Origin of the sequence: Micromonospora globispora, from assembly GCF_003857015.1 — a bacterium.
In the GTDB taxonomy this organism is placed as follows: domain Bacteria; phylum Actinomycetota; class Actinomycetes; order Mycobacteriales; family Micromonosporaceae; genus Micromonospora; species Micromonospora globispora.
Genome location: NZ_QGGF01000429.1, coordinates 1 through 12,107, shown reverse-complemented (window position 1 = coordinate 12,107; position 12,107 = coordinate 1). Strand labels below are relative to the sequence as shown.

13 protein-coding genes are annotated in these 12,107 nt (G+C 73.3%); 6 read left to right on the top strand and 7 right to left on the bottom strand.

Features of this window, described 5'->3' with window-relative positions:
- The 7 genes from DKL51_RS23145 to DKL51_RS23115 form a co-directional block, all read right to left on the bottom strand.
- A partial coding sequence (locus DKL51_RS23145) for an IclR family transcriptional regulator (RefSeq protein WP_148097831.1) occupies nt 1–809 on the bottom strand: 809 nt, incomplete at its 3' end.
- Nucleotides 810–830: 21 nt separating this feature from the next.
- Nucleotides 831–2,291 (bottom strand): benzaldehyde dehydrogenase, encoded by a 1,461-nt coding sequence (locus DKL51_RS23140; protein ID WP_109944814.1) that lies wholly within the window; start codon nt 2,289–2,291, stop codon nt 831–833.
- Between the two features lie 32 nt (nt 2,292–2,323).
- Nucleotides 2,324–3,922 carry a thiamine pyrophosphate-dependent enzyme gene (locus DKL51_RS23135; RefSeq protein WP_109944815.1) on the bottom strand — a complete coding sequence of 533 codons (1,599 nt, stop codon included), beginning with the start codon at nt 3,920–3,922 and terminating at the stop codon, nt 2,324–2,326.
- Entirely contained in the window at nt 3,919–4,749 is an 831-nt protein-coding gene (locus DKL51_RS23130; protein WP_109944816.1) for an ABC transporter ATP-binding protein, read from the bottom strand. Before DKL51_RS23130 ends, DKL51_RS23135 begins: the two co-directional genes overlap by 4 nt.
- Before the next feature lie 5 nt (nt 4,750–4,754).
- The gene (locus DKL51_RS23125) at nt 4,755–5,546 is read right to left on the bottom strand and encodes an ABC transporter permease (protein ID WP_109944817.1); all 792 of its coding nucleotides are present in this window, start codon (nt 5,544–5,546) and stop codon (nt 4,755–4,757) included.
- A complete protein-coding gene (locus DKL51_RS23120; RefSeq protein ID WP_243422387.1) occupies nt 5,543–6,379 on the bottom strand; it encodes an ABC transporter permease in 837 nt (278 codons plus the stop codon). Before DKL51_RS23120 ends, DKL51_RS23125 begins: the two co-directional genes overlap by 4 nt.
- Nucleotides 6,376–7,341 carry an ABC transporter substrate-binding protein gene (locus DKL51_RS23115; protein ID WP_124812474.1) on the bottom strand — a complete coding sequence of 322 codons (966 nt, stop codon included), beginning with the start codon at nt 7,339–7,341 and terminating at the stop codon, nt 6,376–6,378. The genes DKL51_RS23120 and DKL51_RS23115 overlap by 4 nt, the downstream gene beginning before the upstream one ends.
- 290 nt (nt 7,342–7,631) lie before the next feature.
- Between DKL51_RS23115 and DKL51_RS23110 the strand changes: the two genes are divergently transcribed.
- From DKL51_RS23110 to DKL51_RS23085, 6 genes are all read left to right on the top strand, one after another.
- The gene (locus tag DKL51_RS23110) at nt 7,632–8,450 is read left to right on the top strand and encodes a CoA transferase subunit A (RefSeq protein WP_124812473.1); all 819 of its coding nucleotides are present in this window, start codon (nt 7,632–7,634) and stop codon (nt 8,448–8,450) included.
- The gene (locus tag DKL51_RS23105) at nt 8,447–9,217 is read left to right on the top strand and encodes a CoA-transferase subunit beta (protein WP_221623227.1); all 771 of its coding nucleotides are present in this window, start codon (nt 8,447–8,449) and stop codon (nt 9,215–9,217) included. Before DKL51_RS23110 ends, DKL51_RS23105 begins: the two co-directional genes overlap by 4 nt.
- Nucleotides 9,214–10,395, top strand: a complete 1,182-nt coding sequence (locus DKL51_RS23100) for a thiolase family protein (RefSeq protein WP_124812472.1) — start codon at nt 9,214–9,216, stop codon at nt 10,393–10,395. Before DKL51_RS23105 ends, DKL51_RS23100 begins: the two co-directional genes overlap by 4 nt.
- Before the next feature lie 11 nt (nt 10,396–10,406).
- On the top strand, nt 10,407–11,159 hold the full coding sequence (gene pcaH / locus DKL51_RS23095) for a protocatechuate 3,4-dioxygenase subunit beta (RefSeq protein ID WP_124812471.1): 753 nt from the start codon (nt 10,407–10,409) through the stop codon (nt 11,157–11,159).
- The gene (gene pcaG, locus DKL51_RS23090) at nt 11,152–11,724 is read left to right on the top strand and encodes a protocatechuate 3,4-dioxygenase subunit alpha (protein WP_109944822.1); all 573 of its coding nucleotides are present in this window, start codon (nt 11,152–11,154) and stop codon (nt 11,722–11,724) included. The genes pcaH and pcaG overlap by 8 nt, the downstream gene beginning before the upstream one ends.
- Nucleotides 11,699–12,107, top strand: a 409-nt coding sequence (locus DKL51_RS23085; RefSeq protein ID WP_260428631.1) for a lyase family protein, incomplete at its 3' end; no start/stop codon positions are given. The genes pcaG and DKL51_RS23085, both read left to right, overlap by 26 nt.

Below are 12,107 nucleotides of genomic sequence, written 5' to 3'. Positions count from 1 at the left end.
GTCGGGCGGTGCGGTGCGACGCCGTGCCGCAGGCTCGGGTACGGGTCGTCGCCGGTGGCGGCGAGCCGGGCGGCCACCTGGTCGGCCGCGCTCTTCAGCGCGGGCACCAGGCGCTCCAGGTTCGCCCCGAGACTGTGTACGACGATGCCGATCGACGCGACGGCGGTGCCGTCCGGCCCGAGGACCGGTACGGCCACCGAGCAGGACCCGAGCGTCATCTCCTCACTCGTCGCCGCCCAGCCCCGTCGCCGCACCCCGGCCAGCTCCCGCGCCAGCCGCCCCGGTTCGGTGACGGTGTACGGAGTGCAGCGCGGCAGCGGCCCACGCAGGAAGGTGGCGATGTACGCGGGGTCCTGGAAGGCGAGCAGCGCCTTGCCGACGCCGGTGGCGTGCAGCGGCAGCCGGCCGCCGACCCGCGAGACGATCGGCACCGACCGGTGCCCGGTGACCTTCTCGACGTAGAGCGCCTCGTCCCCGTCCCGCACCGCGAGGTGGACGTTCTCCCGTACCGAGGCGTGCAGGTCCTGGAGGAACGGCACGGCAACCTCGCGCAGCCGGGTGTGCAGCGGCGACAGCAGCCCCACCTCCCAGAGCCGTACGCCGACGGTGTAGCCGCCGTCGGGACCGCGGGACAGGGCGCCCCAGGTGACGAGTTCGCCGACCAGCCGGTGCGCGGTGGCCACCGGCAGCCCCGCCCGGCGGGCGATGTCGCTCAGCGTCAGCGCCGGGTGGTCGACGTCGAACGCGGCGAGGATGGCGAGCGCCCGCGAGGTCACCGAGGTACGTGGGTCACGGATGCCGCCGGCCACGCTCGTCTCCTCCGCCGTCGCTCAGAACGGGTACCGGGTGATGCTGCCCTGCATGGTCAGCCACTGCGTCTCGGTGAACGCCTCGATGTTCGCCGCCGGCCCGCCGAACCGGGAGCCGGTGCCGGACGCGCCGACCCCGCCGAACGGCGCCACCGCCTCGTCGCTGACCGTCTGGTCGTTGATGTGCACCTTGCCGCTGGGGATGCGGTCGGCGAGCGCCATCGCCTTCATCACGTCGCGGCTGAGGATGCCGAGGGAGAGGCCGTACTCGGTGTCGCGGGCGAGCGCCGCGGCCTCGTCGAGGTCGGAGAAGGCGATCACCGGCGCGACCGGGCCGAAGACCTCCTGCGCGTAGGCCGGGGTCGTGGGGGTGACGTCGGCGAGCACCGTCGGGCGGTAGAACAGCCCCTCGTACGTGCCGCCGGCGGCGAGCCGGGCACCCGCGTCGACGCTCGCGGTCACCAGCGAGTGGATCTTGTCCCGCTGCCGCTCGTCGATGATCGGTCCGAGCGCCACCTGCTCCTTGGCCGGGTCGCCGACCGGCAGGTGGTCCGCCTTCTCGGCCAGCTTCTCGACGTACCGCTCGGCGAGGCTCTGATGCACCAGGTGCCGGCCGGTGGTCATGCAGATCTGCCCCTGGTGCAGGAAGGAGCCCCACGCGCCGGCGGAGGCGGCCAGGTCCAGGTCGGCGTCGTCGAGCACGATCAGGGCCGAGTTGCCGCCGAGCTCTAGGTGGGCCCGCTTGAGGTGGCGGGCGGCGGCCTCGCCGACCTTGCGGCCTGCCGCCGTCGAGCCGGTGAAGCTGATGACCCGGACGTGCGGGTCGGCGACCAGCGCCTCGCCGGCCTCCACCCCGCCGGGCAGCACGTGCAGCAGCCCCTCGGGCAGCCCGGCCTCCTCGAAGACCCGGGCGATGGCCAGGCCGCCGGCGATCGCGGTACGGGCGTCGGGCTTGAGCACCACGGCGTTGCCGAGGGCCAGGGCCGGCGCGACCGAGCGGATCGCCAGGATGAGCGGGAAGTTGAACGGCGAGATGACGCCGACCACGCCGACCGGCAGCCGGCGGGCGAGGCTGAGCCGCGGCTGCGCGCTCGGGATGATCTCGCCGAGCGGCTGCGAGGCGAGCGCCGCCGCCTCGTAGCACTCCTGGGCCGCGGTGTCGGTCTCCACGCCGGCCTTCGGCGGGATCGAGCCGGCTTCCCGGATCAGCCACTCGCCGACCTCGGCGGCGTGCTGCTCCCAGAGCTGGCCGGCGCGGCGCAGCACGGCGGCGCGCTCGATGTAGTTCGTGGCGGCCCAGGCGCGCTGCGCCTCGGCGGCCCGGGCGCAGGCCCGCGCCACGTCGTCGGCGTTCGCCACGCCGATCTGCGCGATCTCCTCCCGGGTGGCCGGGGAGAGCACCGGGACCGTGCCGCCCGCCGCCTCCACCCAGCCGTCGCTGTAGACCATGCCGTGCCACGTGTTGGTGTCCAGCAGAGTCATCGGGTCCTCCTCAAAAGGGGTGGTGCCGCCGGTCAGGGTTCGAAGTGTTGTTCGGTGCGGACCGCCACGTCGAGCAGGAGCGGCTCGGTGCGGTCGGCGAGGGTCGGCACGACCTCGTCGAGGGCGGCGAGCAGCTCGGAGTGGCTGGTGATCCGCCGGGCGGGGCAGCCGAGCGCGGTGGCCAGGCCGTGCACGTCGACGTCCTCGAACGCCGGCCAGGGGGCCTTGCCGCCGACCTTGTCGGCCAGCCGGTCCATGATCGCGTAGCGGCCGTTGGAGAGGATCACGAAGAGCACGCCGCAGCCGTACCGGGCGGCGCTCCAGAGCCCCTGAATGCCGTAGAGCGAGGAGCCGTCGCCGAGCACGGCCACGACGGGTCGGCTCGGGTCGCCCATCCGCAGCCCCGCCGCGGCGGGCAGCCCGAAGCCGAGGCCGCCCATCGCCGCGCTGACGAAGCCGCGCGGTTCCCGGGCCGGCAGCAGCCGGTGCAGGTCGGGCCGGGTGGACGGGGTCTCCTCGACGACCACCACGTCCCGCGGCAGTCGCTCGGCCAGCGCGGTGAAGACGTGCACCGCCCGGATCGGCTCGCCGGGCGCCGGCGGCTCGACCGGCTCGACGCGGCGATCCGGCGGGGCGACCGCACGGGGCGACACCTGCTCGGTCAGCGCGGCACAGAACGCCGCCGGGTCGGCGAGCACGGCGAGGTCGGCCCGGCTGTGGTGCAGCTCGTCGGGGTCGGCGGAGACCACCGCCACGGTGAGCCCGTCGGGCACCAGCGGGCCCGGCTCGTACGGGTACTGCCGGAAGGCGCCGGTGCCGACGACCACCGCTAGGTCGTGCCCGTCGAGTACCGCGCGCAACCGGGACCGGCCGGCGGGCAGGTGCCCGGCGAAGCGCGGGTGGTCCTGCGGGAAGCCGGCGCGGGCGCCGAACGCCTCCTGCCAGACCGGTGCGCCGATCCGGTCCACCAGCGACACCAGCGCGTCCCAGGTGCGGCGGTCGTCCGCCCCGGCGCCGACCACGACCACCGGGTTGGCGGCGCGGTCGAGCAGCCGGGCCAGCTCGTCGGCGGCCGGCCCGGGGGCGGAGCCGGCACGCAGCACGGCCGCCGGCGCGGCCAGTCCGAGCGCCGGGTCGACCGGCGCGGACCAGTCGTCCATCGGCACGACCACGATGGCCGGGCCCTGGTGTTGCACCGCCTCGTGCCACGCCCGGCGGATCGCCGCCGGCACGTCCTGCGGCAGGACCGGCTGGTTGACCCAGACCGGGTACGGCCCGGCCAGCCCTTCCAGCCGCCCGGCGAGGAACGGTTCCAGCGCCAGGTGGCGGCGGTCCTGCTGGCCGACCACCACGACCAGCGGCGCCCGGTTGACCCGGGCGGTGGCGAGCGCGCCGACCGCGTTGCCGAGTCCGGCCGTGGTGTGCAGGTTGACGAACGCGGGCCGCCCAGTGGCGATCGCGTGCCCGGTGGCCATCCCGACCACCGACCCCTCGTGCAGGGCGAGGACGAACTCCAGGTCGTCGGGGAGGTCGGCGAGGAAGGCCACCTCGGTGGAGCCCGGGTTGGCGAAGATGCGGTGCATCCCGCAGCCGCGCAGCACGTCGAGGGTGGCCTCGCGGACCGTCGTCATGCGGTCGCCACCGGCGCGGACTGCTTCTTGGCGCGCTGCACCTGCTCGAACACGTGGCCGCGCAGCTCCGCGAAGCGGCTGGACGAGCGGGTGGTGAGCTGGTCCCGCTCGTCGGGCAGGTCGATGGTGACGTCGTCCAGCACGACCGTGGGGGAGGAGGAGAGCACCAGCACCCGCTGGCCGAGGTAGACCGCCTCGTCGATGTCGTGGGTGACGAAGAGGGTGGTCACCCCGAGCCGGTGCCACAGCGACCGGACCAGGTCCTCCAGGTCGGCCCGGGTCTGCGCGTCGACCGCCGCGAACGGCTCGTCCATCAGCAGGATGTGTGGCTCGTACGCGATGGCCCGGGCGATGGCGACCCGCTGCTGCATGCCGCCGGAGAGCTGCCACGGGTACGCCGACTGCACGTCGGCGAGGCCGACGGCGTCCAGCGCCCGGTGGATCAGCTCCTCCCGGCGCGCCTTCGGCAGCTTCTTCTCCTTCAGCGGCAGCTCGACGTTGCGCCGCACGGTCATCCAGGGGAAGAGGCTGCGGCCGTACTCCTGGAAGACCACCGCCATGCCGGGCGGCGGGCCGTGTACGGCCGCGCCTTCGAGCACGACCTCGCCGGAGGTCGGGGCGAGCAGCCCGGCGATGCACTTGAGCAGGGTGGTCTTGCCGGCGCCGGAGGGGCCGACCACGCAGACGAGTTCGCCCTTTCCGACGGCGAAGGTGAGGTCGCGGACGGCCTCGACCGAGCGGCCGTGCCCCTCGTACACCTTGCGCACGCCGCGGACGTCGAGCAGCACCTCGGTGCCGGTCCGGGACTGGGTCTGGGTCTGGGTCATGACAGTCATCGACTCCCGCCTCGCTGCGCCTGGCGCAGCCCGAAATACCAGTTGAGGACCCGCCGCTCGAACAGCCGCATCAGCAGGGCGAGCAGGAACCCGAGCACACCCAGCAGCAGGATGCCGGTCCACATCTCGGTGACCGCGAACGTTCGCTGGAACTGGATGATGGTGAAGCCCAGCCCGTTGCTGGCGGCGAACATCTCGCTGATGACCATGAGGATGATGCCGACCGAGAGCCCCTGGCGCATGCCGGTGACGATCTGCGGGCTGGCCGACCGGATCACCAGGTGCCAGAGCCGGGCCCGCCCGCGTACGCCGTAGCAGCGGCAGGTCTCGACGAGCACCTCGTCGACCGCCCGGACCCCCTCGACGGTGTTGAGCAGGATCGGCCAGAGGCAGCCGGAGACGATCACCAGCACCTTCATCGTGTCGCCGATGCCGGCGAAGAGCATCAGCACCGGGACGAGCACCGGCGGCGGGATCGCCCGGAGGAACTCCAGCACCGGTTCGCAGAACGCGCGCAGCCGGCGCAGCGAACCGATCAGCACCCCGAGCCCGACGCCGAGCAGCACCGCGACCAGGAAGCCGCCGAGCAGACGCAGCAGGCTGGGCAGCACGTCCGCGGCGAGCCGGTCGGAGAGCCACACGTCGTCGAAGGTGCTGAGGATCTGCGACAGCGGCGGCAGGTAGTAGCTCTCGCTGTCCGCGGTGAGCACCCACCAGAGGGCGAGCAGCACGGCCGGCACCGCGAGCGCCGCGACGGTCGAGCGGGTGATCCGGCGCAGGACGCTCATGCCGCCACCTCCCGGCGCAGCGACGGGTGCCAGGAGAGCAGCCACCGTTCCAGCCGCCGGGCAAGGACGTTGACCGCCACGCCGAGCAGCCCGGTGACGATGACGAGGGCGTACATCCGGGCGACGGCGCCGCCGGACTGCGCGGTGCCGATCTCGTTGCCGAGCCCCGGCGCGCCGATGACCAGCTCGGCGGTGACGGCGAGGATCAGCGCCACGGCGGCGGCGAGGCGGACCCCGGTGAGCACGTACGGCAGTGCGGTCGGCCAGGTGACGTACCGCATCCGACCCCAGCGGTTCAGCCCGAAGGTGCGGGCGGTGTCCTGCGCGACCGGGTCGACGTCCTGCACGCCGTAGAGCACCTGGACGAGGACCTGCCAGAACGCCGCGTAGACCACCAGCAGCAGGACCGACCGGAGGTCGGTGCCGAAGACCAGGACGGCCAGCGGGATGAGGGCCACCGACGGGATGGGCCGGAGGAACTCGATCGTCGAGGCGGAGAATTCGCGCAGCACGGGGACGGTGCCGATGACGAAGCCGACGACGACGCCGAGCGCCACCGCGATCGCCAGGCCGAGGGCCCAGCCCCGGACGGTGTCACCGAGCGCGGTCCAGAACGCGGGGTCGCCGGCCAGGTCCGCCAGCGCCACGCCGATCCGGCTGACGGGTGGCAGGTACTCCGGCGAGACCAGGCCGACGCGGGGCACGAGCTCCAGCAGGGCGAGGAAGGTGGCGAACCCTGCCACGCCGAGCAGGGCGTTGCCCCCGCGCAGCCGACCGGCCGCGCCGGCCCGGGACTTCCGGGCTGGCGCGGCGAGCGTGGTCGTGGACGTCACGGGAGCAGCTCCGCCACGTCGACCTTCTGCTTGATGAGGCCGTCGGAGAGCATCATGTCGGCCATCGTCTGGACCGACTCCCGGTTGATCTCCGTGGGGAACGCCGGCAGCGTGATCTTCTGCGCGGCCTCGGGGCTGATCTTCGTGTACGTCAGCAGCACCTTGCGCACCTCGTCCGGGTGCTCCTGCGCGTACTGGAGGGACTTCTCGATGGCGGCGGTGAAGCGCTTGACCAGGTCGGCCTTCGTCTTGATGGTCTTCTCGTTGGTGAAGTAGGTCGCCACGGTCATGTTCGGGGCGGCGTCCACCATGTTGGAGGCGATCATCCGGGCGCCCTGGTCCTTCGTCACCGTCAGGAAGGGCTCGACCACCCAGGCCGCGTCGACCCGCTTGGCGGCGACGGCGGCCGGCATGTCGGGGAAGGCCAGCTCGACGAACTTGACCCCGGACGGATCGCCGCCGGCCTTGCGGATCGACGCGCGGACCGTGGTGTCGCCGACGTTCTTGAGGTTGTTCACGGCGACGGTCTTGCCGGCGAGGTCGGCCGCGGTCTTGATCGGGCTGTCCTTGGGCACCACGATCCCGCTGAAGTCCTTGCCCTGCTGGCCGGTGGACGAGTTGCCCTCGGCGATCGCCTTGAGCGGCAGGTTCTGCGAGTGGGCGACGATGAGCGACACCACGTTGCCGAAGGCGAAGTCGAACTCGCCGCTGACCACGCCCGGTACGGCGGCCGCGCCGCCGGTCGTGTTGACCACCTCGACCTCGATGTTCTGCTCGGCGAAGAAGCCCTTCTCCTTGCCGAGGTAGAGGGGGGCCACGTCGACGATCGGGATGGCCCCGACCTTGACTTTGGTGGGCCCTCCGCCCTGCCCGCCGGAACCACCGCCGTCGCCGGAACCGCAGGCGGCGGTGGCGGTGAGCAGGGCTACGGCGGTTATGGCGCTGGTGATGAGACGGCGCATGAAGGTAACTCCCGCGTCCGGCGGTCCCGGGGGACCGTGGGGTGGTGGGGGCCCCGGTTCGGAGGAGCCCGGGGGTATGTTCGCTAGCCGAACGGCTGTTCTCATTTAGAACGTTGGCACGGTGACTCCGCTCACGTCAACGGGTCGCCGCAACATTTCTGCAACGAGCACGTTCGCAGGTCGGGCTCGTTGACGGATCGCGTCGACGGGCATTACGTTCGACATGAGGACGGCAGTCCGCATAGCGAACAGCGGGCAGGCCGAGGAATTCGCAGGAGACGGGGAGGCTCATGGCGAAGCTCGTCTCGCTGGCCGAGGGCGTGGCGGACCTGGTCCGCGACGGAGATGTGGTCGCCCTGGAGGGCTTCACCCACCTCATCCCGTTCGCCGCCGGCCACGAGATCATCCGTCAGGGACGGCAGGACCTGACCCTGGTCCGGATGACGCCGGACGTCATCTACGACCAGCTCATCGGCATGGGCTGCGCCCGCCGCCTGGTCTTCTCCTGGGGCGGCAACCCCGGCGTCGGATCGCTGCACCGCTTCCGCGACGCGGTGCAGAACTCCTGGCCGGTGCCGCTGGAGCTGGAGGAACACAGCCACGCGGGGATGGCCAACCGGTTCGTCGCCGGAGCCTCCGGCCTGCCGTTCGCGGTGCTGCGCGGCTACACCGGCACCGACCTGCCGCGGCACACCGGCAACATCAAGACGATCACCTGCCCGTTCACCGGCGAGGTGCTGACGGCGGTGCCCGCGCTGCGCCCCGACGTCACCGTCGTGCACGCCCAGCGGGCCGACCGGGCCGGCAACGTGCAGATGTGGGGCATCACCGGGGTGCAGAAGGAGGCGGTCCTCGCGGCGCACCGCTCGCTGGTCACCGTCGAGGAGATCGTCGACGAGCTCGAACCGGTACCGGGCCAGGTCGTCCTGCCGAGCTGGGCGGTGACCGCGGTGGCCGAGGTGCCCGCCGGCGCGCACCCCTCCTACGCGCAGGGCTACTCGGTCCGCGACAACGACTTCTACGTCCGCTGGGACGCGGTCAGCCGGGACCGGGACACCTTCCGCGAGTGGATGGAGCAGCACGTGCTGAAGGCGGAGGTGCAGGCGTGAGCGCGGAGTACACGTCCGACGAGATGATGACGGTGGCCGCCGCCCGGCAGTTGCGGGACGGCACCGCCTGCTTCGTCGGCATCGGCCTGCCCAGCACCGCGGCCAACCTGGCCCGGGCCACGCACGCGCCCAACCTGGTGCTCATCTACGAGTCCGGCTGCCTCGGCGCGAAGCCCGACCGGCTCCCGCTCTCCATCGGCGACGGAATCCTCGCCGACACCGCCGACGCGGTGGTCTCCGTGCCCGAGGTCTTCAACTACTGGCTCCAGCCCGGCCGGATCGACGTCGGCTTCCTCGGCGCCGCCCAGCTCGACCGGTACGGCAACATCAACACGACGGTGATCGGCGGCGACTACGCCGACCCCAAGGTCCGCCTCCCGGGTGCGGGGGGCGCCCCGGAGATCGCCGCGTCCTGCGGCGAGGTGGTCGTGGTCGTCCGGCAGAGCCTGCGTACGTTCATCGACCGGGTCGACTTCGTCACCTCCGTCGGGTACGGCCGTGGACCGGGTGACCGGGAGCGGCTCGGGCTGCGCGGCGGCGGCCCGCGCGTCGTGATCACCGACCTCGGCGTCCTGGAGCCCGACCCGAAGACCTGCGAGCTGACCCTGACCCGGCTGCACCCCGGGGTGACCGTCGAGCAGGCCCGGGCCGCCACCGGCTGGGACCTCGCCGTCGCCGCGGACCTCGCCGCGGTCGACCCGCCGACCGAGCACGAGCTCACGGTCCTGCGCGCCCTGGAGGCGACGAAGAAGGTGGCGGCGCGATGAGCAACGACGTCTACATCCTCGACGCGGTACGCACCCCGATCGGCCGGTACGGCGGCGGCCTGGCCGGCGTACGCCCCGACGACCTCGCCGCCCACGTGGTGGGCGAGGTGGTGCGGCGCAGCCCCGGCCTCGACCCGGCCCGGATCGACGACGTGCTGCTCGGCGACGCCAACGGTGCCGGCGAGGACAACCGGGACGTGGCCCGGATGGCGGTGCTGCTGGCCGGCCTGCCCCCGTCGGTGCCCGGCGCCACGGTGAACCGGCTCTGCGGCTCCGGCCTGGAGGCGGTGATCGGCGCGTCCCGGGCGATCGCCCTCGGTGACGCCTCGATCTGCGTGGCCGGTGGCGTCGAGTCGATGAGCCGCGCGCCCTGGGTGCTGCCCAAGCCTGAACAGGGCTATCCCCGCGGGCACGAGACCCTGCACTCGACCACCCTCGGCTGGCGGATGGTGAACCCGCGGATGCCCCAGGAGTGGACGGTGGCGCTCGGCGAGGGGGCGGAAATCCTCGCCGACCGGTACAAGATCTCCCGCGAGGAGCAGGACCGGTTCGCGTACCGCAGCCACCAGCTCGCCGCCCGGGCCTGGGACGCCGGCGGCTACGCCGACGAGGTCAGCCCGGTGCCCGGCACCGAGGTCGAGCGGGACGAGAGCATCCGCGCCACCACCACCCCGGAGGCCCTCGCCCGGCTCAAGCCGGTCTTCCGGCCCGAGGGCACGGTGACCGCCGGCAACTCGTCCCCGCTCAACGACGGCGCGAGCGCCCTGCTGCTCGCCGACCGGGCCGGCGCCGACGCGATCGGCCGGCCACCGCTGGCCCGGATCGTCTCCCGCGCCGTCACCGCGATCGAGCCGCACCTGTTCGGCATCGGCCCGGTGGCCGCCGCGCAGGAGGCGCTGCGCCGGGCCGGCATAGGCTGGGCCGACCTCGACGTGGTCGAACTCAACGAGGCGTTCGCCGCCCAGTCGCTCGCGTGCCTCGGCGAATGGCCGGAGCTCGACCCGGAGATCGTCAACCCGCAGGGCGGGGCGATCGCGCTCGGGCATCCGCTCGGGTCGTCCGGGTCGCGGATCCTCGGCTCGCTGGCGTGGCAGTTGCACCGCCGCGGTGGCGGGCGGGGACTCGCGGCCATCTGCATCGGGGTCGGCCAGGGGCTGGCCGTCGTGCTGGAAGCCTGAGGGGAGAGGTCATGACCCAGGACATGGTGCGCCGGACCGAGAGCGGTCTGGTGCTGCCGCAGTACCGGCGCGACGACGTCGACGCCCATCCGCCCCTGCTCAGCCCCGGCTACAGGTCGACCGTGCCGCGCTCGCCCCGGCAGCCGCTGACGTACCTGCCGCAGCGGCTGACCGAGGTCACCGGGCCGCTGCTCGGCGAGGGACGGCTCGGCCCGCTGGACCACGACCTGACCCGCCAGCACGAGGGGGAGCCGCTCGGGCAGCGGATCATCGTGCACGGCCGGGTGCTCGACGGCGACGGCCACCCGGTGCCGCAGGCCCTGGTGGAGATCTGGCAGGCCAACGCCGCCGGCCGGTACCGGCACGCGGTGGACACCTGGCCGGCCCCGCTGGACCCCAACTTCGACGGGGTGGGGCGGGTGCTCACCGACGAGCACGGGCGGTACCGCTTCGTCACCATCCAGCCCGGCGCCTACCCGTGGAAGAACCACGACAACGCCTGGCGTCCCGCGCACATCCACTTCTCGCTCTTCGGCCGCGCGTTCACCCAGCGGCTGGTGACCCAGATGTACTTCCCCGGCGACCCGCTCTTCTTCCAGGACCCGATCTTCAACTCGGTCCGCGAGCCGAAGGCGCGGGAGCGGATGATCGCCCGCTACGACCACGCGACCACCCGGCCGGAGTGGGCGCTGGCGTACGAGTTCGACATCGTGCTGCGCGGCCGGGAGAGCACCCCCTTCGAGGACGAGGACGACGATGAGTGACCGACTCGGGGTGACCCCCGCGCAGACCGTCGGGCCGTACCTGCACATCGGCCTGCTCTGGCCCGACGGCCCGTACGTCGTCCCGGAGGGGACACCGGGCGCGTTCTGGATCCGCGGGCAGCTCTTCGACGGCGCCGGCAACCCGGTCGTCGACGGGATGGTCGAGACCTGGCAGGCGGACCCCGACGGGCGCTTCGACCACCCGGACGATCCGCGCGGCGCGCGGAAGCCGTCCGTGCCCGGGTTCCGGGGCTTCGGGCGCAGCGCCACCGACGCGGACGGGCGGTACGAGATCCTGACCGTCAAGCCGGGAGCGCTGCCCGACCCGGACGGCGGCACCGAGGCGCCGCACCTCAACCTGTCGGTCTTCGCGCGCGGTCTGCTGCACCGGGTGGTCACCCGGCTCTACTTCCCGGACGAGGCGGCGGCCAACGCCGCGGATCCGGTGCTGCGCAGCGTGGACCCCGGCCGCCGCCATACGCTGCTGGCGGACGCGGCGCCGGACGGGCTGCGGTTCGACATCCACCTGCAGGGGGAGCATGAGACCGTCTTCTTCGCCGTCTGACGGCCTGCTCGGCGGCCTCTCCGGCGACCCCGACGTCGACGCCGAACTCACCGACCGGGCGCTGCTCCAGGCCATGCTCGACGCCGAGGCCGCGCTCGCCTTGGCCGCCGCCGACTGCGACCTGGCACCCCGGGCGGCGGCGGAGGCGATCGCCGCCGGGTGCCACGCCGACCGGTACGACCCCGCCGCGCTCGGCCGGGCGGCCGAGAACGCCGGCAACCCGGTCGTCCCGCTCGTCCGGGCGCTGACCGAGGCCGTACCCGCGGAGGCGCGGGCCTGGGTGCACCTCGGCGCGACCAGCCAGGACGTGCTCGACACCGCGCTGGTCCTGGTGGCGGTGCGCGCGGCCGGGCCGCTGCTGGGCCACGTCGACGCCGCCGCCT

Coding starts and splice junctions, on each gene's coding strand:
- DKL51_RS23135 (WP_109944815.1), bottom strand. CDS start 3,922: ATGACGACGGTCCGCGAGGCCACCCTCGACGTGCTGCGCGGCTGCGGG.
- DKL51_RS23125 (WP_109944817.1), bottom strand. CDS start 5,546: ATGAGCGTCCTGCGCCGGATCACCCGCTCGACCGTCGCGGCGCTCGCG.
- DKL51_RS23140 (WP_109944814.1), bottom strand. CDS start 2,291: ATGACTCTGCTGGACACCAACACGTGGCACGGCATGGTCTACAGCGAC.
- DKL51_RS23110 (WP_124812473.1), top strand. CDS start 7,632: ATGGCGAAGCTCGTCTCGCTGGCCGAGGGCGTGGCGGACCTGGTCCGC.
- DKL51_RS23130 (WP_109944816.1), bottom strand. CDS start 4,749: ATGACCCAGACCCAGACCCAGTCCCGGACCGGCACCGAGGTGCTGCTC.
- DKL51_RS23100 (WP_124812472.1), top strand. CDS start 9,214: ATGAGCAACGACGTCTACATCCTCGACGCGGTACGCACCCCGATCGGC.
- pcaH (WP_124812471.1), top strand. CDS start 10,407: ATGACCCAGGACATGGTGCGCCGGACCGAGAGCGGTCTGGTGCTGCCG.
- DKL51_RS23115 (WP_124812474.1), bottom strand. CDS start 7,341: ATGCGCCGTCTCATCACCAGCGCCATAACCGCCGTAGCCCTGCTCACC.
- pcaG (WP_109944822.1), top strand. CDS start 11,152: ATGAGTGACCGACTCGGGGTGACCCCCGCGCAGACCGTCGGGCCGTAC.